Consider the following 20,655-nt stretch of genomic DNA (forward strand, 5'->3'; position numbering starts at 1 on the left):
GCACGCGATGAGCACGGGCATCGAAGCGACATGGCTGGGCGCCGCCGACTACGCCGCCACCTACGGCGCGATGAAGCAGTTCACGCTCGAACGCCTGCCCGAGACGCCCGATGCGCTGTGGATCTGCGAGCATGCGCCGGTCTTCACGCAGGGGATCGCGGGCAGGCAGGACCACATCCTGAACCCCGGCGCGATCCCGGTCGTGCAGACCGACCGCGGCGGCCAGGTCACCTTCCACGGCCCGGGCCAGGTGGTGGCCTATCCGCTGATCGATCTTCGGCGCGCGGGCTACTTCGTGAAGGAATACGTCTACCGCATCGAGGAATCGGTGCTGCGCACGCTGGCCCACTTCGGCGTGACGGGCCACCGCGTGGCGGGCGCACCCGGCATCTACGTGCGACTCGACGATCCTTTTTCGCATGCCGCGCTGACCGGCCCGCTGCCCGCCGGCGACCCGTTCCGCGGCCTCGGCAAGATCGCCGCGCTCGGCATCAAGGTGAGCCGCCATGCCACCTACCACGGCGTGGCGCTCAACGTCGCGATGGACCTCGAACCCTTCTCGCGCATCAACCCTTGCGGCTATGCGGGGCTGCAAACGGTCGATCTTTCTACAATCGGGGTCCAAACCACATGGGAAGAAGCTGCCCGGGTCCTGAGCCAGAAGCTCGGCACCTACCTGGCGCCTTAGCAATCCAATGAGCACCACAGAAGTCGTCCGCGACGCGCAAAGCGCCGAAAACTACAACCCGCTCGCCAAGCAGAAGGCCGCGGCCAAGCTCTCGCGCATTCCCGTCAAGGTGGTGCAGCAGGGCGAGGTGCTCAAGAAGCCCGAATGGATCCGCGTGAAGGCCGGCAGCCCCACCACGCGCTTCTACGAGATCAAGCAGATCCTGCGCGAGAGCAACCTGCACACGGTCTGCGAGGAAGCCTCGTGCCCGAACATCGGCGAATGCTTCGGCAACGGCACGGCCACCTTCATGATCATGGGCGACAAGTGCACGCGCCGCTGCCCGTTCTGCGACGTGGGCCACGGCCGCCCCGACCCGCTCGACAAGGACGAGCCGCTCAACCTCGCCAAGACCATCGCCAAGCTGCGCCTGAAGTACGTGGTGATCACCAGCGTCGACCGCGACGACCTGCGCGACGGCGGCAGCCAGCATTTCGTCGACTGCATCACGAACATCCGCGAGCTCTCGCCGATGACGCAGATCGAGATCCTGGTGCCCGACTTCCGCGGCCGCGACGACCGCGCGCTCGAGATCCTCAAGGCCGCGCCGCCGGACGTGATGAACCACAACCTCGAAACCGCGCCGCGCCTCTACAAGGAAGCGCGCCCCGGCAGCGACTACCAGTTCAGCCTCAACCTGCTGAAGAAGTTCAAGGCGCTGCATCCGCAGGTGCCGACCAAGAGCGGCATCATGGTGGGCCTGGGCGAAACCGACGAAGAGATCCTGCAGGTGATGCGCGACATGCGCGCCCACGACATCGACATGCTGACCATCGGCCAGTACCTGTCGCCGTCGGGCTCGCACCTGCCGGTGCGCCGCTACGTGCACCCCGACACCTTCAAGATGTTCGAGGAAGAGGCCTACAAGATGGGCTTCAGCCACGCGGCCGTGGGCGCGATGGTGCGTTCGAGCTACCACGCGGACCAGCAGGCGCACGCCGCGGGCGTCTGACAAACGGCCGCCGGCGCGCCTTATCGCCCGCCGGCCATCCCCGGTGACGCGTCCCGCACGGACGCAGCCTGCCGGCCGCCGAACACCGCGAAGCTGAGCGCCGCGGTCAACCAGGCGCCGAGCGCGCCGTACAGCATGACCCATCCGAAGCCGTGGGTCACGGCGGCCTGCAGGAGCGCACCGGAAGCATCCGGCACCGCCAGCGTGGCCGCCAGCGCCTGCTGCGCCCCCGCCACGTCCCCGCCCGCGAGCTGCTCGGCCAATGCGCGCAGCCGCGCCGCATCGAGCGCCGTCCCCAGCGAGCCCCGCAGCGCGGCCAGGATGCCCGCCACCAGCACCAGGCCCATCACCGCGATGTTGATGGCCAGCGAGATGAGGCGCGCGCTGACGTCCATGCCCGAGGCCATGCCGGCGCGGTGCGCGGGCACCGAGGCGGTGGTCATGTTGGTCGCGGGCGTGGTGGTCAGGCCCAGGCCGATGCCGGCGACCAGCGCACCGGGCAGCACCGTCCAGCCGCCCAGCTGCGCGAGGCCGCTGCCCCACTTCATCGCGATGAAGCCCAGGCCGATCAGGAACAGGCCTGCGGGAATCACGAAGCGCGCCTGGTAGCGCAGCAGCAGCCACTGCGCGATCGGCGGCATCACGAGGAAGGGCACCGTGTAGACCAGCAGCGCCAGGCCGGCGGCGGTCGTGCCGTAGCCCAGGCCGGCGGAGAAATACAGCGGCAGGTAGATCATGAACGGCCAGTAGCTGCAGTTCATGCCGATGCAGCCGAGGATGGCGCCCGAGAAGTCGCGGATGCGGAACACCGAGAAGTCGAACATCGGGTGCGGATGGAAGCGCTCGACCGCGACGAAGGCCGCGAGCCCCGCCGCGGTGGCGGCCATCAGGCCCAGCGCGGCCGGGCTGCTCCAGCCCAGGCTGTCGCCCTGCGTGATCAGCCAGGTGAGCCCGAGCACCGCGGTGGTCAGCGTGACGATGCCCGCCAGGTCCAGCTTCTGCTGGCGGGCCAGCGGATCGCGCGACTCCGCCACGCCGGCCATGATCAGCGCCAGCCCCAGCAGCGCCAGCGGCACGTGCGCAAGGAAGACCCAGTGCCAGCTGGCCAGCGCAATGATCGCGCCGCCCACCACCGGCCCGAACCCCAGGCCGATGCCGGCCACCACGCCCCAGATCGCGAAGGCGCGGCCGCGCGCCCGGCCGTCCGGAAACTGGTGCGACAGGATCGCAATCGAGCAGATGAACATCGCGCCGCCCGCCATGCCCTGCAGGAAGCGCGCGGCAATCAGCGCCGGCGTGCTGGGCGCCAGGCCGCACAGCAGCGAGGCCAGGCCGAAGGCCAGCACCGTGAGCGCGAACATGCGGCGCCGTCCGTAGCGGTCGGCCAGGGTGCCGGTGGCCATCAGCACCGTGGTGCAGGCGATGGTGTAGGCGTTCATGATCCATTGCAGGTCGCGGAAGCCGGCGTGCAGCCGCGCTTCGAGCACCGGCAGGATGATCGGCACGCTGGAAATCTCCAGGCCGAACATCAGCGCCGCCAGGCAGATGGCGGCCAGCGCGAGAGAGGGATGGCGGGGGGAAGAGGACATGGGGACGTGAAGGGAAAGTAGGTGGTCCGGGGCATTCTCAAGACCCCGATTTCATTAGGCAAATGATTAAATTTACTTCCACTCAGGAAGCGACTTCATTAATCTGGCGGCCATGAACTTCGATACCGGCCTCCTGCAAGCCTTCACCGCCGTCCACCGCGCCAATGGCTTCACGCGCGCCGCCGAGCAGCTGCACCTGACGCAATCGGCGGTCAGCCACCAGATCCGCCGGCTCGAGGAACTGGTCGGGCGCCCGCTGTTCCACCGCACCACGCGGCGCCTGCGCCTGACCGCCGACGGCGAAGACTTTCTTCGCCATGCCGAGCGCATCCTGCAGGCGCAGGACGCGCTGGCGCGGCACTTCCGCTGCTCGCCGATCGAAGGCACGGTGCGCTTCGGCGTGCCCGAGAGCTTCATGAGCGAGGGCCTGCCGCAGCTCCTGCAACAGTTCGCGCGCAGCTGCCCCAACGTGAGGCTGGAGGTGAGCGTGGGCCTGACGCTCGACCTGGCGACGATGGTGCGCGAGCGCGAGCTCGACCTGGCGGTGGTGGTGTCGGTCTCGGGCGAGGTCGAGGGCACGCTGCTGCGGCGCCTGCCGATGGTGTGGGCCGCGGCCGAGGGCTTCGAGCGCACGGACGGCGCCTCGCTGCCGCTGGCCTATTCGCCGCCGCCCTGCGTGTGCCGCCAAGTCAGCATCGATGCGCTGAACCAGGCCGGCATTCCCTGGCACGGCGCCTTCAGCTCGCACAGCCTGCAGGACCTGCGCACGGCCGCGCTGAGCGGCCTGGCCGTGGCCACCTTCACGCGCGACAACCTGCGCCCCGGCATGGCGGTGCTGGACGAGCGCCATGGCCTGCCGGCGCTGCCGATGCTGGACTTCACCTTGGCCTACGGCGAAGGCGATGCGGGGGAGCGCAGCCCGGCCGTGGCCGAGCTCGGCCGACTGATCGAGCAGGCCGAGTGGGCGCACCGGGACAAGGCCGCGCGGCGGCCGCGCCGCACGCTGCGCGCGGCGTAGGCGCACGCCCGTCGCGTGCGGCTCACCGCCGGGCCGGGGTCTTCGCTATCCTGCCGTCTGGCCAAGACGAAGGATCGAATTTTGCAAACGCACCCTGCCATTCAAGCCGCCATGGAGCGCGGCTTCGGCGCCATCGCCGACCTGGTTCGCCTCCACGCGCAACACACGCCCGGCCACGCCGCGCTCGCGGACGCGCAACAGGCGCTGGACTACAGCGCGCTCGACGCGCTGATGGACCGCGTCGCGGCCGCCCTGCAGCGCGACGGCCTCGGGCCGGGCGATGCCATCGCGGTCTGCGCGGCGTCCTCGGTGAACTATGCGGCGGTGTTCCTCGGCGCCTTGCGCGCGGGCGTCGCGGTCGCGCCGCTGGCGCCCGGCTCCACGCCGGCCAGCCTGGCTCGCATGATCGAGGATGCCGATGCGCGCGTTCTCTTCACCGATGCCTCGGCGGCCGAGGTGGTCGGCCCTGCGAAGGAAGGCGGCATCCCGCGCGTGGCGCTCGACGGCTCCGCCGCGGGGCAGGCCCTCGAGGGCTGGCTGGCCCCCGCGGGCACGCAGCCGCGCGCCGTCGAGACGCAGCCTTCCTGGCCCTTCAACATCATCTATTCGTCGGGCACCACCGGCGAGCCCAAGGGCATCGTGCAGGGCCACGGCATGCGCTGGGCCCATGTGCAGCGCGGCGCCAGGTACGGCTACGGCCCCGACACCGTCACGCTGCTGTCGACGCCGCTCTATTCGAACACCACGCTGGTGGTGTTCTTTCCGACCATCGCCTTCGGCGGCTGCGTGGTGCTGATGCCCAAGTTCGACGCGCTCGGTTATTTGCAGCTGGCCGCGCAGCGCCGCGTGACGCACACGATGCTGGTGCCGGTGCAGTACCAGCGCCTGATGGCGCATCCGCGCTTCGATGCGCACGACCTCTCGTCCTTCCGCTTCAAGTTCAGCACCAGCGCGCCCTTCAACGCCGCGCTCAAGGCCGACGTGCTGGGGCGCTGGCCCGGCGGGCTGATCGAGTTCTACGGCATGACCGAAGGCGGCGGCACCTGCATCCTCGAAGCCCATCTGCACCCGGACAAGCTGCACACCGTCGGCCAGCCGGCCGAAGGCAGCGACATCCGCCTGATCGACGAGGAGGGCCGCGAAATCCCGCGTGCCAACATCGAACTGGCCGGCGAGGTGGTGGGCCATTCGGGCGGCATGATGACCGGCTACCACCGCCAGCCCGAGAAGACGCGCGAAGCGGAATGGTTCGACGCCGCCGGCAAGCGCTTCATCCGCACAGGCGACATCGGCCGCTTCGACGCCGAGGGCTTCCTCACGCTGTTCGACCGCAAGAAGGACATGATCATCAGCGGCGGCTTCAACATCTATCCGAGCGATCTCGAAGCCGTGCTGCGCGGCCATGCCGCCGTGGCCGACGTGGCGGTGGCCGGCGTGCCGTCGGAGCAATGGGGCGAGACGCCGGTGGCCTTCGTGGTGCGCCGCGAGGGTGACGGCACGTCCGAGGACGCGCTGCTGCAATGGGCCAACGCGCAGCTCGGCAAGACGCAGCGCCTGGCGCGGCTGCAGTTCATTGACGAGTTGCCGCGCAGCGCGATCGGCAAGGTGCTCAAGCGCGAACTGCGTGAACTCGCCGGCCGCTGAAACGCAGGCGCGGGCAGCCGCGCCCTCCGAACACGGCGGCGGCAACGGCCTGCTGTGGCTGCTGGCCGCCGTCGCGCTGCTGTTCGCCTTCCTGCGCCCGCGCGCGCCGATGGACTGGCTCCGGCTGGTCGACTGGCAGACCGTGGGCGCGCTCGCGGGGCTGCTCGCGATCACGCAGGGGGTCGAGAAAAGCGGCATGCTGCAGGCCGCCGCGCAGCGCCTGCTCGCGCGCACGCACAGCCAGCGCAGCCTGGCGCTGCTGCTGACCGCCAGCGCGGCGTTCCTGTCCGCGCTGGTGACCAACGACGTGAGCCTGTTCCTGCTGGTGCCGCTCACGCGCGTGCTCGCCAGCCAGGCGCACCTGCCGCTCGCGCGGCTGGTGGTGCTCGAGGCACTGGCGGTCAATGCGGGTTCGGCCCTCACGCCCATCGGCAATCCGCAGAACCTTTACCTCTGGCACCGCTCGGGCGAGAGCTTCGTCGGCTTCATGGGCATGATGCTGCCGACCGTGGCCGTGATGCTGTTTTGGCTCTTCGCGGCGGCCTGGCTGCTGGTGCCGCGCACGCCCATCGCGCTCAAGCCCGAGACCGAAGCCGTGCCGGTGCAGCCGCGCCTCCTTGCACTGGCGGGCGTCCTGTTCATCGGCTTCGTGGTCGCGCTCGACCGGCACTGGCTGCTCGCGGGCCTGGGCGTGGTGTTCGCGGTGTTCCTGCTGAGCTATCCGCGCGTGCTGAAAGACATCGACTGGGCGCTGCTCGCGATCATTGCGCTGATGTTCGTGGACCTGCGCCAGCTGGCCGAACTGCAGGCGATCGGGTCGCTGCTGAACCACTGGCCCATCACCGAAGGATGGCGCGCCTACCTTGCCGCCATCGTCACTTCGCAATTCATCAGCAACGTGCCGGCGGCGATCCTGCTCGACGGCCATGTGCGCGACCTGCCGGCGCTCGCGGCCGGCGTGAGCGTGGGCGGCTTCGGCTGCGTGCTGGGCTCGCTGGCCAACCTGATCGCGCTGCGCCTGGCCAGGCTGCCGCACGGGCTGCGCGAGTTCCATCGCATCAGCATTCCGTTCCTGCTGGTGTGCGCGGCCTCGGCGCTGCTGCTGCGGCTCGGGTGACAGGCGGGGAGCGCCGCAAGACAATCAGCCCTTCACCATGCACCAGCCCGCCCCGCCCATCCTTTCGCTGCGCCACTACGGCAGCTCGCGCGGCAGCCATGCGCACGACCACTTCCAGGTGCTGGTCGGCCTGGAAGGCGTGCTGGAGATCGAGATCGAAGGCCGCGGCGGCGGCATCGGCGCCGGCCAGGCGCAGGTGGTCGCGCCCGGCGACCGGCACGACTTCGAAGCACGCGGCAGCGGCGGCAGCAGTTGCCTCGTGCTCGACACCGCGCATGCGCCGTGGGCCCGGTGTGCCGGACGCGCGCCGGCCGACCCGCTTCAGCTGCATGCGCTGGCGCGCTATCTCGCGCACTGCACGGCGCAGCCACGGCAGTTCGCGCTCGCGCTGCAGCACGGCCCCGCGCTGCTGCTGGAAGCCTGGAGCCCCGCGCCTTCTTCTTCAATGCCGCACACGCGCCGCCGCCGGATCGACTGGCCGGCGCTCGCGGCCTGGGCCCGGGCGCGGTGGCACGAGCCGCTCACGGTCGCCGACCTGGCCGAAGTCGCCTGCCTGAGCCCCAGCCAGCTCGCGCAGCGTTGCCGCGAGGAACAGGGCCTGAGCGCGATGCACTGGCTGCGCGGCCTTCGGCTGGCGCATGCGCGCGAACTGCGGCTCGAAGGCATGGGCGTGGCCGAAACCGCGCGCCGCACGGGCTACCGCTCGCCCTCGGCGCTCACCGCCGCGCTGCGCCGGCGCGATCGCTGCTGATCGGCCACACCGTCGTTGCGCGACGATGCACCGGCGCTGCGCGACGGCCGGCCGGGTTAGCCTTGCCCTCCATGTCGCCCACCTTCCTTGCCTTGTTCGCGATCGCGCTCTGGGCCACGCTCGCCTCGCTCGGCACCGCCCTTGCGCACCTGCCGCCCTTTCTTCTGACCGGGCTCGCGCTGATCATCGGCAGCGTGCCGAGCTGGCCGCTGGTGCTGCGGGACCGCGCGGCCTGGCGCGTGCCGCCGCGCACGCTGGCGCTGGGCGTCTACGGGCTGTTCGGCTTTCACTTCCTGCTGTTCATCGCGCTGCGAAATGCGCCGCCGGTCGAGGCCAACCTGGTCAACTACCTGTGGCCGCTGTTCATGGTGGTGCTCGCGCCAGTGCTGCTGCCGGGCCTGTCGCTCAGGCCGCTGCACCTGGCGGCGGCGCTGCTGGGCTTTGCGGGCGCGGCGGTCGCGATCCTCGGCACGCGCGGGGGCAGCGGCGCCGGTGCCAGCGCGATCCAAGGCTACTGGGGCTTCCTGCCGGCGCTGGGCTCGGCCTTCATCTGGGCCAGCTATTCGCTGTGGACCAAGCGAGTCGAAGCCTTTCCGACCTCGGCCATCGGCCTGTTCGGGCTGGTCTCGGGCGTGCTCTCGCTGGCCTGCCATGCGCTGCTCGAAGCGCCCGCCACGCTGTCCGGCAAGGACTGGCTGCTGCTCGTGCTGTGCGGCCTCGGCCCGCTCGGCGCGGCCTTCTTCGTGTGGGACATGGCGCTCAAGCGCGGCGACCCGCGGCGCATCGGCATCCTGAGCTATCTCACCCCTTTGGGCTCGACGGCGCTGCTGCTGCTCGTGACCGGCCGCCCGCTGACCTGGACCATCGCGCTGGCCGCCCTGCTCATCATTTCGGCAGCCGTCATGGGCACACGCGCACGCTGAATGGCGTTCGTCCGACGGAAGCGCGCGTTTTTATGGCTAGAGTGGAGGCTCAGGAATAAAGGAGCCCCCACTCATGGAAAACAAGAACAAGAACGAAGATTTCGAGATCACGCCCAAGCTGGTGTTCGACCTGAACCTGGCGCTGTACCTCGACCTGGTGGCCGCCCTGGAGGGCGCGGGCGCCATCACCTACCGCCAGATGGCGGCCCGGGTGCTCAACATCAGCATGGATGCGCGCGCCGACGGCGAGAACGGCCTCGCAACCGCGCTCGAGGGCGTCGCCAAGGGCTTTGCCGGCCAGGGCGGCGGCCTGTCGATCGAACTGCTGAAGGCCGCGCGCAGCCTGCGCGAGGACGACGCAATGGGCGACATTCCGATGCGGCCGACCGACGAGTGAACTGAGCGGCGAGCGCCGCCAAGAGCGCCCAGGTCGTCGTCGGGGCCCGACTGCGGCCGTCCGATCGACGCCTGCGCTTCAGTCCTGCGCCACCTGCAGCACCAGCTTGCCGAAGTTCTCGCCGCTGAACAGCCGGTTCAGCGCATCGGGGAAGGTGTCGAGCCCCACGACCACGTCTTCCTTGCTCTTCATGCGGCCGTCCTTGAGGTAGCCGGCCAGCTCGGCCGCGGCAATGGGGAAGCGATCCGCGTAGTCGAACACCACGATGCCTTCCATGCGCGCGCGGTTCACCAGCAGGCTCAGGTAGTTGCGGGGGCCGGCCGCGGGCATGCTGTTGGCGTTGTTGTACTGGCTGATGGCACCGCAGATGATCACGCGGGCCTTGCGTGCGAGCCGCGCGAGCACCGCGTCGAGGATCTCGCCGCCGACGTTGTCGAAGTAGATGTCCACGCCCTTGGGGCAGTGCGCCTTGAGGCCGTCGCGCACGGCACCCGCGCCGGCCTTGTAGTCGATGCAGGCGTCGAAGCCCAGCTCCTTCACCACCCAGTCGCACTTGGCCTGGCCGCCGGCGATGCCGACCACGCGGCAGCCCTTGATCTTGGCGAGCTGCCCGACGGTCTGTCCCACGGCGCCCGCGGCACCGGAGATGACCACCGTTTCGCCCGCCTTGGGCTGGCCCACGTCCATCAGCCCGAAGTAGCCGGTCATGCCCGGCATGCCGAGCACGTTGAGCCACTGGCGGATGGTGCCGGCGCGCAGGTCGATCTTGGCGAGCCCGTTGCGCTTGATCTCTTCCTGGGGCACGAGCATGTATTCCTGCACGCCCAGCGTGCCGTAGACCGTGTCGCCGACCGCGAAGTCCGGATTCTTCGACGCGATGACGCGGCCGATGCCGCCCGCGCGCATCACGGCGCCGATTTCCACCGGCGCGATGTAGCTCTTGGCGTCGTTGAGCCAGCCGCGCATGGCGGGGTCGAGCGAGAGCGAGAGGGTCTTGACCAGCACGCCGCCCTCGGCGGGCTCGCCGACCGGCTCGGTGGTGAACTGCCAGTGTTCGCGCGTTGCCGCGCCCTCGGGCCGCTTGGCGAGCCTGACCTGGTGATTGACGGGCGTTTCGGCCATGGGAGGTCTCCTTGGGAAAGGTCGTTGTTGCGGCGCCATGCTAGCGGCGCGCGGCGCCGTTGGCCGTAGCGCAGGCGACAGCACCACGCCCTGCCGCCAGCCGCTCAGGCCAGGCGAACCACGATCCGCAGGCCCGGATTCGCGTTGTGCACCGCGAGGCTGCCGCCGTGCGCCTCGGCGATCAGCCGGCAAAGGTACATGCCCAGCCCGACGCCGCCGGTGGCGCGTGCGCGCGCGCTGTCGGTGCGGTAGAAGGCCTCGGTCAGGCGTTCGAGCTGGGCCTCGTCGACGCCGGGGCCGTGGTCGCGCACCTCGATCTCCACGCCCTGCGCCGGCCCGTCGACCACGGCGCGCAGCGACACGCAGGGCGGGCGGGGCGCATCGGTGCTGTAGCGCAAGGCGTTGTCCAGCAGGTTGCGTACCAGCAGGCGGATGCGCATGCGGTCGACGGCGTGCGGCGGCAGTCCCTCGGCCAGGTCCAGGTGCACCTGCGGGGCGCCCGGCATCTCGGCCGCGACTTCGCGCACCAGTGCCGCCAGGTCGACCGGCTCGCGCTGCAGCGCCACGTGCGGGCTTGCGAGCCGCTCGCTCTCGAGCAGGTCGCTGATCAGGTCGCGCATCTCGTTCAAGTCGCGCAGCAGCGCCTCGCGCTCGGCCTGGCTTTCGGGCGTGGCCGGCAGCAGCTCGGCATTGAGCCGGGCGCGCGTGAGCGGCGAGCGCAGTTCGTGGCTCAACGCCAGCAGCAGCCCGCGCTTGGCATCGAGCATGGCCTGGATGTCGTCGGCCATGGTGTTGATGTGCTCGGCGAGGTCGCCCAGGTCGTCGTTGCGGCGGATCGGGATCGGCTGCGTGAACTCGCCGCGGCCGAAGCGCTGCGCGCCTTCGCGGATGTCGATCAGCGGCCGCAGCAGCCGGCTGACATAGGCATAGCCCAGCACCACGAGCAGCAGCAGCGCGCAGAGCGTGGCCCAGCCGACGATGCGCGGCGCGAGCTGCCAGAGCCTGGGCGACCAGCCGAAGATGACGCGGTGGCCATCTGCCGTCGGGCGGACGAACCACTTGTCGTTCCAGGGTTCTTCGTCGCGGTCGTGCATCCAGCCGCCGCGGCCGTTGCTGCCGCCGGGGTTGGAGTCCCAGTTGACCTTGGGGCCGGTGATGCGGATCGTGATCGGCAGCCGAGCGACCAGCGCCTGCGCGCGCGCCACGTCGGGCGGCGTGCCGATCTCGGCGACGAGCCGGTCGGCATAGTCGACCAGCATCGGCTTGGCGGCCTCGGCCCAGCCGGTGGAAAAGGACTTCTTCATGCCGCCCATGAACACCGCCGCCATCACCAGCGCCAGCATCACGAACATCATGACCAGCCGTATGCGCAGCGAGCGGCGCCAGCGGCGCTTGCCCTGCACCTTCTCGTGCCACTGCGCATGCCATTGCCTGTGCAGCTCCGCGCGGCGCGATGCGATCCCGTGCAGCGCCTCGCGCAAACTCCGCCGCCTGCGCCTCATGCAGGCTCGCTGCGCGCGACGGCCAGCGCATAGCCGGCATTGCGCAGCGTCTTGATGCAGTCCAGCGGCTCGAGCTTCTTGCGCAGGCGGCTCACCACGATGTCGACGGCCCGGGTGTAGAGCTCGGCCTCGTGGCCGCGCAGGCGGTTCAGGATGTCGTCGCGGCTGAACACCTTGCCGGGCTCGGCCGCCAGCAGCGCGAGCAGTTCGAACTCGGTGCCGGTGAGCTCCACGCGCTCGCCATGGCGCAGCACCTGACGCCGGTCGAGGTCGATCGACAGCCCGTCGAACACGCGGTGCTGGGTGCCGTTGCCGTTGGCCGCCGCCGGCGTGCTGCGCTGGCGGCGCAGGATGGTCTGCACGCGCGCCACCAGCTCGCGCGGCTCGAAGGGCTTGGGCACGTAGTCGTCGGCGCCCAGCTCGAGGCCGACCACGCGGTCCATCACCTCGCCGCGCGCGGTGAGCATCACGATGGGAATGTCGCTCTCCTTGCGGATCTCGCGGCACAGCGCAAAGCCGTCCATCTCGGGCAGCATCACGTCGAGGATCGCCGCGTCGAACGGGCCCGCGCGCAATTTGGCGAGCCCTTCGCTCGGGCGCACCGCGCTCTCCAGCGTGTAGCCGAAGCGGGCGAAGTAGGTGGTCAGCGGCGCGGCGAGATGTTCGTCGTCGTCGATCAGCAGGATGCGCGGCATGGCGGGATTGTGCCTCCTGACAAGAAGGTGGCGAATGACCTCGCCGACCATCAGGCCCGCCGGCATCGCACCGCCCAGGCCAGGCCCGCCACGAGAACGCAGAGCAGCAGCGCGTGGTAGACCACGTCGGGCACCGTGCGCGGACCGATGCCCGCGATGATGGTGCCGAGCCCGACCAGCGTGCCCAGCAGCGCGAAGCCCTGGCCGATGATGGCGGCGCGGCGCGCATGATGGGGACGCAGCCAGGTCGCGGCCGAGGCCAGCACCAGCACGGTGGCTATCACCGCCTCGGCATTGCGGGCCGCGGCATGCGCGTAGCCGGACACCAGCAACCCCGCGTGCACCGTCGACGCGAGGCCGAGCATGGACGCCTCCGCCAGCATCCTTGCGCGCGCGGCCGGCGCGTGCACGGCGGGGGAAGCGCTGCGGCCGCTGCGCATGGACGCGTCGCTCACCATGGATCGGCCCTGCCGATGCGGCCCAGGTGGGTGGCAGCGAAGCCCGCCGCGTACTTGAGCCCGTAGCCCAGCGCACGGTCGACGCCGATGTGGGCCAGCCAGATCAGGCTGCCGGCCACCGCCCAGGGCATGGCCGCGAGTACGCCGAGCGCCAGCAGCAGCACCGGGCCGACGTACGAGTGCGCGGCGTTGTAGAGCGCCGCGCCCGTGCGCGGGCCCGCGAGGTAGCCCAGCAGCGACAGATCGGGCACGAGCAGCCAGAGCGCGAACACGCCCCAACCCGCGCCGAACTGCGCGTAGGCGGCGAGCGCCGCGCCCAGCACCACGGCGCCTTCGAGCCGCAGCAGCGCGCGCACGCCGCCCGCCGCGGCCACGGCCTGCTCGGGGGATGCCGCGGAACCGGCTTCGGCGGGCCGAAGGTATCGCCCCCTGGCAGGGAGGTGGCGAAGCGACACGAAGTGCGCGAAGCCCGGGGGCGAGCCAAGCCTAGCCATGATGGCGCCAGCGGCGTCCGCCGCGATCCATGAAGTCACGCACCTTCTGCTGCTGCGCGGCGTTCAGGCTGTCGAAGAAATCGGCGGCGGCGGCGATGATTTCCGGGCTGCCGTTGCGCACGGCCGAGGTCTTCTCGTCGACGAGCCGCGTGGCGGCCGCCTGGTCGAGCTTGTTGCCCGCGAACAGCGCCTTGAACTGCGAACGCGGATCGCCCGCCCCGCCCGCGCCGCGCATGGCTTCGCGCTGCGCCTGCAGCTTCTCGGCCAGCACCGTGAGCTTCTGCTTCTGCGAGGCGTCGAGCTCCAGCTTGCTGCCGACGCGTTCGACCATCCTGGTGCGGAACTCGGCGGAATCGCCGCTGCCCCAGCCGTGCCGATGGCCGGCGCAGCCGGCAATGCTGCCCGCCACCACCGCAAGGCCGGCGAAACCGAAGAGAGTGCGTTTGATCCAGTGTTTCATGATGTTCCTTGCGGCCCGCGGAGTGCCCTGCGGGCGTGGGTCTTAGAGCCTGTTGCTGTTGCCGGCGGCTGCGGCACGTGCATCGACGGGGTTCTGCAGGGTCGAGACGACCTTGCTGTTCACGCGCGAACCCGAGGTCACGTTCTGGTCGGGTGCGGCGGCGGTGCGCATGGCTTCGAAGACGACGCCTGCGCGGTCTCTGGAAACGGCCATGGTCTCGGCGCCGCGCGAGCCGCGCACAACGTTCTGGTCCGGTGCGGAAGCCGTGCGAGCGGCTTCGGCGTTGACTTCGGCGCGGCTCTTGGCCGAGGCGAGCGGCTGGACGCCTTCGTAGGATTCGGCCTTGGCACCGGCTGCAGCGAGCAGCGCGAAGGAGCCGATGGCAACGACTTGGGTCAGGGAGAGGGATTTCATGGTCAGGCCTTTCTGTAGTGGAAGAGGAGACCTGATGGTGCTTGCGACGCGTCTGCAAGTCCTTTCGCCGCAGTTTCGGCGTGTTTCGTTTTATTTCGACTCCGCCCTGCCTCTGAGCGGATTGAAATAGTAAGAACTAATTTCCGGCCAGCACCGACGCCGGATCGTCCGACTCGAGCACGCCCTTGGCCCATTCCTCGAGCTTGCCGGTGTCCGCGCGCAGCACCTCCTGCTTGACGGCGAGGATGCGCGACGGATGCATCGAGAAGCTGCGCAGTCCGAGGCCGAGCAAGAGGCGCGTGAAGGCCACGTCGCCCGCCATCTCGCCGCACACGGCCACGCTCTTGCCCTGGCGGCGGCATTCGGCAATGGTGTCGGCCACCAGCCGGAGCACTGCGGGATGGGCCGGGTCGTAGAGGTGGGCCACGGCCTCGTCGGCGCGGTCGATGGCCAGCGTGTACTGGATCAGGTCGTTGGTGCCGATCGACAGGAAGTCGAAGTACTTCAGGAAGGTCTTGAGCGTGAGCGCGGCGGCGGGAATCTCGATCATCGCGCCGAGCTTCACCTTGCCGTACACGGCGCCGCGGCTGTCGAGCTCCGAGCGCGCGAAGTCGATCAGCGACAGCGTCTGGCGGATCTCGCTGACGTGCGCGAGCATGGGAATCAGCAGGTGGATCTCGCCGTGCGCCGCCGCGCGCAGGATCGCGCGCAGCTGCGTGAGGAACATCGCCGGGTCGGCCAGGCTCCAGCGGATGGCGCGCAGGCCGAGCGCGGGATTCAGGTGCTCCTGCTTGCTGACGGCCTTGCCGTCGAGCGGCTTGTCGGCGCCCACGTCGATGGTGCGGATGGTGACCGGCATGCCCTGCATGCCTTCGACCGCGCGCTTGTAGGCCTGGTATTGCTCTTCCTCGTCGGGCAGGCGGGTCTGGTGCTGCGACTCGCGGCCCATGAAGAGGAACTCGCTGCGGAACAGCCCGACGCCCACTGCGCCGGCCTTGACGGCACCCACGGTGTCCTCGGGCATCTCGATGTTGGCGAGCAACTCGACGCGCTGGCCGTCGAGCGTCACCGCGGGCTTGTGGCGCAGGCGTGCGAGCCGGCCGCGCTCCAGGTCGCCCTGGCGCTGCTTGAAGCCGTACTCGGCCAGGATGATCGGCGAGGGATCGACGATCACCACGCCGGCATCGCCGTCGATGATCACCCAGTCGTCCTGGCGCACCAGCTGGCTCGCGGTGCGCGCGCCCACCACGGCCGGAATGTCCATGCTGCGCGCGACGATCGCGGTGTGCGAGGTGCGCCCGCCCACGTCGGTCACGAAGCCGGCGAACACGCTCTTCTTGAACTGGAGCATGTCGGCCGGCGACAGGTCATGCGCGATCAGCACCAGCGGCGCGTCGATGCCGTCGCCGGCGGTGGGGTCGTCGTCTTCCTCGGCCGCGGGGCGCTTGCGGCGCGGCGGGCTCGGCGCCAGCACCGCGGCCGTGCCCTTCATGCGGTGCAGCAGCCGCTCGACCACCTGCTCGAGGTCGGCCTTGCGCTCGCGCAGGTACTCGTCCTCCATCTCGTCGAACTGGCGCGCGATGATTTCGAGCTGCGTGGTCAGCGCCCACTCGGCGTTGTAGAGCCGGTCGGTGATCCAGTGCTTGACGCCGCCGGTGAGCGCCTCGTCCTGCAGCAGCATCTGGTGCACCTCGAGCAGCGCGGCGAGCTCGTGCGGCGCATCGTTGGGGCCCATCAGCGCGACGCTGGCCTGCAGCTTGGCAAGCTCGTCGGCCACCGCATTGCGGGCCATGCGCACCCGGTCGATCTCGGTCTCCACTTCCTCGGGCTTGATGAAGTAGTGGGCCACGTCGATGCGGCTGGACACCACCAGCACCGCGCGGCCAATGGCAATGCCACGGGCGACGGGGAGGCCGTGGACTGCGAAGGTCATGGGGGCTCCCTTACTCGCCTTCGCCGAACTTGTCGTTCATCAGCTGGACGAGGGCATCCATCGCCTCTTCTTCCTGCGGGCCGTTGGTCTCGAGTTCGACGGTCGAGCCGAGCCCGGCGGCCAGCATCATGACGCCCATGATGCTCTTGGCATTGATGCGGCGGTCGCCGCGCGAGAGCCACACCTCGCAGGGAAAGCTGCCTGCGATCTTGGTGAGCTTGGCCGATGCGCGCGCATGGAGGCCCAGCTTATTGCTGATGGTCACGGATTTCTTGATCACTGTGCTTTCTCTTCGCCTGGTTCTGGGGTGCCGCCACCGCCACCTGCATGACGCCCGCGGTGCCGCCCGCGATGGCGCGCTGCACCAGCGTCTCGAGCGGCTCGTGGCGGTAGGTCACCGCGCGCAGCAGCATCGGCAGGTTGACGCCCGCCACCAGCCGCGAGCGGACGCCGTCCACCAGCTTCTGCGCCACGTTGCAGGGCGTCGCGCCGAACACGTCGGCCAGCACCAGCACCTGCGAGCGCGGTGCATTGAGCTGCTGCTCGAGCGTGATGCGGGCTGCCGCCAGCGTTTCTTCGGGCGACACGTTGGGCAGCACGTCGAGTGCGACGATGGCCTGTTCGCAATCGGGGAACACATGCAGCGCGCACCGCCGCAGCGCCTGCGCGAACGGTGAGTGGGCGATGATGAGGATGCTGTTCATGCGGGTCGGGGGACTACGCACCGATTATGCGGGGGCGCCCAAAGGAAGTAGACATACGACATAACGCAGCAGGCGAGGAAAACGGACAGCGCCGCACGGAATGACGCCGCCTGGTCGAGCCCGGCGCTGGCGAACAGGTCGATCAGCAGGCCGATGCCCCACTGCACGACAAATACGCCTGCAAAGACCACCAGGTTGTAGGCCGACAGCGCGCGACCCGCGAGCGCAGTCGGCAAGGCCAGGGCGACGGCGGGCTGGGCCAGCGTGACAACGGTGGAAACGCACAGGAAGACCACCCAGGCCATCGTCCCCGCCGCCGGGCCAGCTATCAAAACCAGAGCAAGCACGAGCATCCCGAGCGGCATGCCCCAGGCCAGCAGCCGGGCGGCGGGAATGCCGCGGTGCGCGAGCCGCGGATTGACCATGCCCCAGAGCCCATAGGTGGCGAGCAGCGCGATGCTGATCCAGAACAGCGCGCCGGCGGCCTCCTGGGGCGTGTAGCCCGCCACGCGCGTGAGCCATGGCACGACCCAGAGCGTCTGCATCGCGACGAAGCCGCCGTAGTTGAAGAAGCCGATCGGCGCGAGCTTGCGGAAGAAGGGATCGCGCCACACGGCCGCATAGCTGCCTCCGCCCTGGTTCTTTTCCCGGGTGGCGGCGCCGTCATGCCATGCCGGCGCGGCCCATGCGATCAGCACCATCGACACGAGCGCGCCCGCCGCCAGCAGCCAGAACAGCGGCCGCCAGCCGAGGTAGGGCATGAGCCACTGCACCGGCAAGGTCGCGCCGACCAGGCCGAAGGAGCCCACCATCAGCATCCACGAATTGCTGCGCAGCTGCATGGGCGGCGTCAGCCAGCGCCGGTAGCCGGTGAGCGGCGCCATCAGGCAGGCGCTCACGCCGACGCCGGTGAGCACGCGCGCCGCCAGCAGCAGCCAGAAATGCGTGGCCACCGAAAACAGAAGGCAGCCGGCCACCGCGGCAGACAGGAAGCAGACGATCACGCGCTTGGGCCCATGGCGGTCGAGCCAGGTGCCCATGGGCAGCTGCGTGAACGCGAAACCCAGGAAATAGCCGCCCGCGAGCAATCCAAGGTCGCGCGACTCGAGTCCGAACTCGGCGGTGAGCGCGGGCGACAGCGTGGCCGTGATGGCGCGCACCAGCGTCGAAAGGAAATAGGCGAAGGCAAAGGCCAGGAAGACGGTGGCGATGCGCCGCCGTCCGGCAAGCAGGCCGCCGCTCATGGGAGACGCAGGCCCTCGAAGAAGGTGGTCGCCGCCTCGGGCGCGGAGGGGCGGCCGAGCACGGTGGCCTGATAGAGCGCGACACCGCCGTTCTTCTTCGACTGGGCGAACCAGAGCACCTGGACCGGCGCGGCGCCCTTTTGCGGCGGCTGGGCATCGAGCCGCACCGGCGCGGGCGCCGCGATCGCGCGTTTCAGTACGGCAGGGGCTTCGGTCATCTGCGCCTCGCCCAACTGGCTGCGGGTGGCAGCGCGCCACGCCCGGAGCCAGGCCTCGGCCTGCGCCGGGCTCTCGGCCGAGGCATGGGCCACCGCGAAGGTCGCACCGCCGGTCTCGCAGCCCGCCATGTCGACCTGCACCGACTCGGCGCCGAGCGGCAAGGCGCGGTCGGCGCGGTCCGCCTTGCAGGGCAGGAGGACGACCAGGCCGTCGTCGGCAATCGGCACCTCGCGCCAGTTGAAGGTGGGGCTGCAGGCGGCAAGCGCGAGCGTGGCGGCTGCGGCCAGCGCGGGCCGGAAACGGGAGTCGGACGATGGCATCGGAAAGCCATTATCGAGCCGCCCGCACGCCCGCCGGCACGATCCGGCCGGCGGAACTAAAATCGGCCGGCCCCTCTCCATCCGCTGCCATGAAAAAATACATCACCGTCGCCGCAGTCGCCCTTGCATTGGCCGCGGGCGTGGGGGTGTACCTGGGTTCCGGCACCACCGAGGCACCGGCCTCGACCTTCGTGCTGCTCGACGGCAGCAAGAAAAGCACCAACGACCTGAAGGGCAAGGTCACCCTGGTGAACTTCTGGGCCACCAGCTGCGTGACCTGCGTGGCGGAAATGCCCAAGGTCATTGCCACCTACGACAAGTACAAGTCCAAGGGCTACGACACGCTGGCCGTGGCCATGAGCTACGACCCGCCAAGCTACGTCGTCAACTTTGCCGAGACCCGCAAGCTGCCGTTCAAGGTGGCGATCGACAACACCGGCAGCGTGGCCCAGGCCTGGGGCGACGTGAAGCTCACGCCCACCACCTACCTGGTCAACAAGAAGGGCGAAATCGTGAAGCGCTATGTGGGCGAACCCGATTTCGCCGAGCTCCACAAGCTGATCGAGAAACTGCTCGCCGAGGCTTGATCCGCACGAGGTGCAGGGGCGAACGCATAGCAACAACCCGAAGCATGCTTCGGCCCGGACTTTGCTAATCTGCGCCTTCCGCAGTTCTTGCGCACCCCGCCTCTTCGATGACCGACTCTCCCGTGGCCGCCTCGCGTGAGCCCGCACCGATCCTGTTCGCCGCATGCGCAGGCATGGCCTACTGGATCTCATCGCTGCGCGTATGAGCTTTTCGGTTTCACGCCCGCTGCCGCTGGCCGACACGCCAGCCGTCGTGCTCCTGACGCCGGAGGAACCCGCCGAACTCGATGCGGCGCGCGCGATCTTCCGCGACTACGCCGCCTCGCTGGACATCGACCTGTGCTTCCAGAATTTCGAGGAAGAGGTCGCCACGCTGCCTGGCGACTACGCCGAGCCGCGCGGCGCCCTGCTGCTCGCGCTGGTCGATGCCGCCCACATCAAGGAGGAAGCCGGGCAACGCGCGCCGACCCTCATGCGCGCCAATGGCACGCTGGCGCACGTGGCCGGCTGCTGCGCGCTGCGCCCGCTCGACAACACCGACTACGCCAATGCCGCGGAGATGAAGCGGCTGTTCGTGCGGCCCGGCTTTCGGGGGCTGGGCGTCGGGCGGCAGCTCGCCGAAGCCATCCTCGACGCCGCGCGCGGCGCAGGCTATGCCTGCGTGCTGCTCGACACGCTGGACGACATGGAATCGGCCCGCGCGCTCTACGAAGACCTGGGTTTCGAGGAAGTGCCGCCCTACTATCACAACCCGATCGCGGGCGCGCACTACCTCAAGGTGGACCTTTAGGCAGCTCCGCCGTCAGCCGCGGGCCTGGGCCAGCAGCGTCTCGGCATTGCTGACCTCGAACTTGCCCGGTGCCTCGACGTTCAGCGTGGCCACCTTGCCGTCCTTCACGAGCATCGAATAGCGGTTGCTGCGCAGGCCCATGCCGCGGCCGGTCAGGTCGAGCGTGAGGCCGGTGGCCTTGGCGAAATCGGCGCTGCCGTCGGCCAGCATGCGCACCTTGGCGCCGGTCTTCTGGTCGCGCGCCCAGGCGCCCATCACGAAGGCGTCGTTCACGCTCACGCACCAGATCTCGTCCACGCCGGCGGCCTTGAAGTCGTCGTAGTGCTGCACATAGCCGGGCACGTGCTTGGCCGAGCAGGTGGGCGTGAAGGCGCCCGGCAGCGCGAACAGCGCAATGGTCTTGCCGGCCGTGGCCTTGCTCACGTCCACCGGGTTCGGGCCGATGCTGCAGCCTTCGCCTTCGACCTCGGAATATTCCTGCAGGGTTGCCGAAGGAAGGGTGTCGCCGACTTTGATCATCTGAGTGCTCCTGAAAAAGAAAAACGGCCCACATTGTGGGCCGTTTCCGGATGGGTTGCCTTCAAGAGGCTTCCCG

Annotated in this window: 24 protein-coding genes; 10 read left to right on the forward strand and 14 right to left on the reverse strand. The window is 69.7% G+C overall.

Translation table 11 applies throughout. The annotated features are described in order from the left end of the window. Positions 1-7 precede the first annotated feature (7 nt). Entirely contained in the window at positions 8-688 is a 681-nt protein-coding gene (gene lipB, locus AC1DMS_RS26210) for a lipoyl(octanoyl) transferase LipB (protein WP_015867638.1), read from the forward strand. A gap of 7 nt (positions 689-695) precedes the next feature. After that, the gene (gene lipA / locus AC1DMS_RS26215; protein ID WP_015867639.1) at positions 696-1,679 is read left to right on the forward strand and encodes a lipoyl synthase; all 984 of its coding nucleotides are present in this window, start codon (positions 696-698) and stop codon (positions 1,677-1,679) included. 20 nt (positions 1,680-1,699) lie between these two features. On the opposite strand, the gene AC1DMS_RS26220 is transcribed toward lipA, so the two are convergent. Continuing rightward, entirely contained in the window at positions 1,700-3,268 is a 1,569-nt protein-coding gene (locus AC1DMS_RS26220) for an MFS transporter (protein WP_015867640.1), read from the reverse strand. 112 nt (positions 3,269-3,380) lie between these two features. On the opposite strand from AC1DMS_RS26220, the gene AC1DMS_RS26225 reads away from it, so the two are divergent. The 6 genes from AC1DMS_RS26225 (at position 3,381) to AC1DMS_RS26250 (ending at position 9,118) form a co-directional block, all read left to right on the forward strand. Next, entirely contained in the window at positions 3,381-4,286 is a 906-nt protein-coding gene (locus AC1DMS_RS26225; protein ID WP_015867641.1) for a LysR family transcriptional regulator, read from the forward strand. Between the two features lie 111 nt (positions 4,287-4,397). Next, positions 4,398-5,930: a class I adenylate-forming enzyme family protein gene (locus AC1DMS_RS26230; protein WP_015867642.1), complete on the forward strand. Its 1,533-nt coding sequence runs from the start codon at positions 4,398-4,400 to the stop codon at positions 5,928-5,930. Further along, entirely contained in the window at positions 5,911-7,047 is a 1,137-nt protein-coding gene (locus tag AC1DMS_RS26235) for an SLC13 family permease (RefSeq protein WP_015867643.1), read from the forward strand. Before AC1DMS_RS26230 ends, AC1DMS_RS26235 begins: the two co-directional genes overlap by 20 nt. A 37-nt stretch (positions 7,048-7,084) precedes the next feature. Then, positions 7,085-7,798, forward strand: coding sequence for a helix-turn-helix transcriptional regulator (locus AC1DMS_RS26240; RefSeq protein WP_015867644.1), 714 nt, complete (start codon positions 7,085-7,087; stop codon positions 7,796-7,798). Positions 7,799-7,869: 71 nt separating this feature from the next. After that, positions 7,870-8,721, forward strand: coding sequence for a DMT family transporter (locus tag AC1DMS_RS26245; protein ID WP_015867645.1), 852 nt, complete (start codon positions 7,870-7,872; stop codon positions 8,719-8,721). A gap of 73 nt (positions 8,722-8,794) precedes the next feature. Then, entirely contained in the window at positions 8,795-9,118 is a 324-nt protein-coding gene (locus AC1DMS_RS26250; RefSeq protein ID WP_015867646.1) for a hypothetical protein, read from the forward strand. A gap of 78 nt (positions 9,119-9,196) precedes the next feature. On the opposite strand, the gene AC1DMS_RS26255 is transcribed toward AC1DMS_RS26250, so the two are convergent. The 12 genes from AC1DMS_RS26255 to AC1DMS_RS26310 form a co-directional block, all read right to left on the reverse strand. Then, on the reverse strand, positions 9,197-10,240 hold the full coding sequence (locus tag AC1DMS_RS26255; RefSeq protein ID WP_015867647.1) for an NADP-dependent oxidoreductase: 1,044 nt from the start codon (positions 10,238-10,240) through the stop codon (positions 9,197-9,199). 104 nt (positions 10,241-10,344) lie between these two features. Then, positions 10,345-11,742, reverse strand: coding sequence for a HAMP domain-containing sensor histidine kinase (locus tag AC1DMS_RS26260; protein WP_015867648.1), 1,398 nt, complete (start codon positions 11,740-11,742; stop codon positions 10,345-10,347). Continuing rightward, a complete protein-coding gene (locus AC1DMS_RS26265; RefSeq protein ID WP_026284223.1) occupies positions 11,739-12,437 on the reverse strand; it encodes a response regulator transcription factor in 699 nt (232 codons plus the stop codon). Before AC1DMS_RS26265 ends, AC1DMS_RS26260 begins: the two co-directional genes overlap by 4 nt. A 50-nt stretch (positions 12,438-12,487) precedes the next feature. After that, a complete protein-coding gene (locus AC1DMS_RS26270; protein ID WP_015867650.1) occupies positions 12,488-12,895 on the reverse strand; it encodes a hypothetical protein in 408 nt (135 codons plus the stop codon). Continuing rightward, positions 12,889-13,389, reverse strand: a complete 501-nt coding sequence (locus AC1DMS_RS26275; protein ID WP_015867651.1) for a DUF4260 domain-containing protein — start codon at positions 13,387-13,389, stop codon at positions 12,889-12,891. Before AC1DMS_RS26275 ends, AC1DMS_RS26270 begins: the two co-directional genes overlap by 7 nt. Further along, positions 13,382-13,849, reverse strand: coding sequence for a Spy/CpxP family protein refolding chaperone (locus AC1DMS_RS26280; protein WP_015867652.1), 468 nt, complete (start codon positions 13,847-13,849; stop codon positions 13,382-13,384). Before AC1DMS_RS26280 ends, AC1DMS_RS26275 begins: the two co-directional genes overlap by 8 nt. A 42-nt stretch (positions 13,850-13,891) precedes the next feature. After that, entirely contained in the window at positions 13,892-14,263 is a 372-nt protein-coding gene (locus AC1DMS_RS26285) for a hypothetical protein (protein ID WP_015867653.1), read from the reverse strand. 136 nt (positions 14,264-14,399) lie between these two features. Next, positions 14,400-16,196 (reverse strand): phosphoenolpyruvate--protein phosphotransferase, encoded by a 1,797-nt coding sequence (gene ptsP, locus AC1DMS_RS26290; protein ID WP_015867654.1) that lies wholly within the window; start codon positions 16,194-16,196, stop codon positions 14,400-14,402. Between the two features lie 10 nt (positions 16,197-16,206). Beyond that, a complete protein-coding gene (locus AC1DMS_RS26295) occupies positions 16,207-16,476 on the reverse strand; it encodes an HPr family phosphocarrier protein (RefSeq protein ID WP_015867655.1) in 270 nt (89 codons plus the stop codon). Continuing rightward, a complete protein-coding gene (locus AC1DMS_RS26300) occupies positions 16,445-16,900 on the reverse strand; it encodes a PTS sugar transporter subunit IIA (protein ID WP_015867656.1) in 456 nt (151 codons plus the stop codon). The genes AC1DMS_RS26295 and AC1DMS_RS26300 overlap by 32 nt, the downstream gene beginning before the upstream one ends. Next, positions 16,897-18,144 (reverse strand): MFS transporter, encoded by a 1,248-nt coding sequence (locus tag AC1DMS_RS26305; RefSeq protein WP_015867657.1) that lies wholly within the window; start codon positions 18,142-18,144, stop codon positions 16,897-16,899. The genes AC1DMS_RS26300 and AC1DMS_RS26305 overlap by 4 nt, the downstream gene beginning before the upstream one ends. Further along, the gene (locus AC1DMS_RS26310; RefSeq protein ID WP_015867658.1) at positions 18,141-18,683 is read right to left on the reverse strand and encodes a hypothetical protein; all 543 of its coding nucleotides are present in this window, start codon (positions 18,681-18,683) and stop codon (positions 18,141-18,143) included. Before AC1DMS_RS26310 ends, AC1DMS_RS26305 begins: the two co-directional genes overlap by 4 nt. 89 nt (positions 18,684-18,772) lie before the next feature. Between AC1DMS_RS26310 and AC1DMS_RS26315 the strand changes: the two genes are divergently transcribed. Then, positions 18,773-19,270: a TlpA disulfide reductase family protein gene (locus tag AC1DMS_RS26315; RefSeq protein WP_015867659.1), complete on the forward strand. Its 498-nt coding sequence runs from the start codon at positions 18,773-18,775 to the stop codon at positions 19,268-19,270. A 202-nt stretch (positions 19,271-19,472) separates the two neighbouring features. Beyond that, positions 19,473-20,060 carry a GNAT family N-acetyltransferase gene (locus AC1DMS_RS26320; protein ID WP_015867660.1) on the forward strand — a complete coding sequence of 196 codons (588 nt, stop codon included), beginning with the start codon at positions 19,473-19,475 and terminating at the stop codon, positions 20,058-20,060. 12 nt (positions 20,061-20,072) lie between these two features. Here the strand turns inward: AC1DMS_RS26320 and AC1DMS_RS26325 are convergent, their stop codons facing one another. Then, the gene (locus AC1DMS_RS26325; protein WP_015867661.1) at positions 20,073-20,579 is read right to left on the reverse strand and encodes a peroxiredoxin; all 507 of its coding nucleotides are present in this window, start codon (positions 20,577-20,579) and stop codon (positions 20,073-20,075) included. Between the last annotated feature and the right edge of the window lie 76 nt (positions 20,580-20,655).

It is taken from the genome of Variovorax sp. 05T418 (assembly GCF_056396385.1).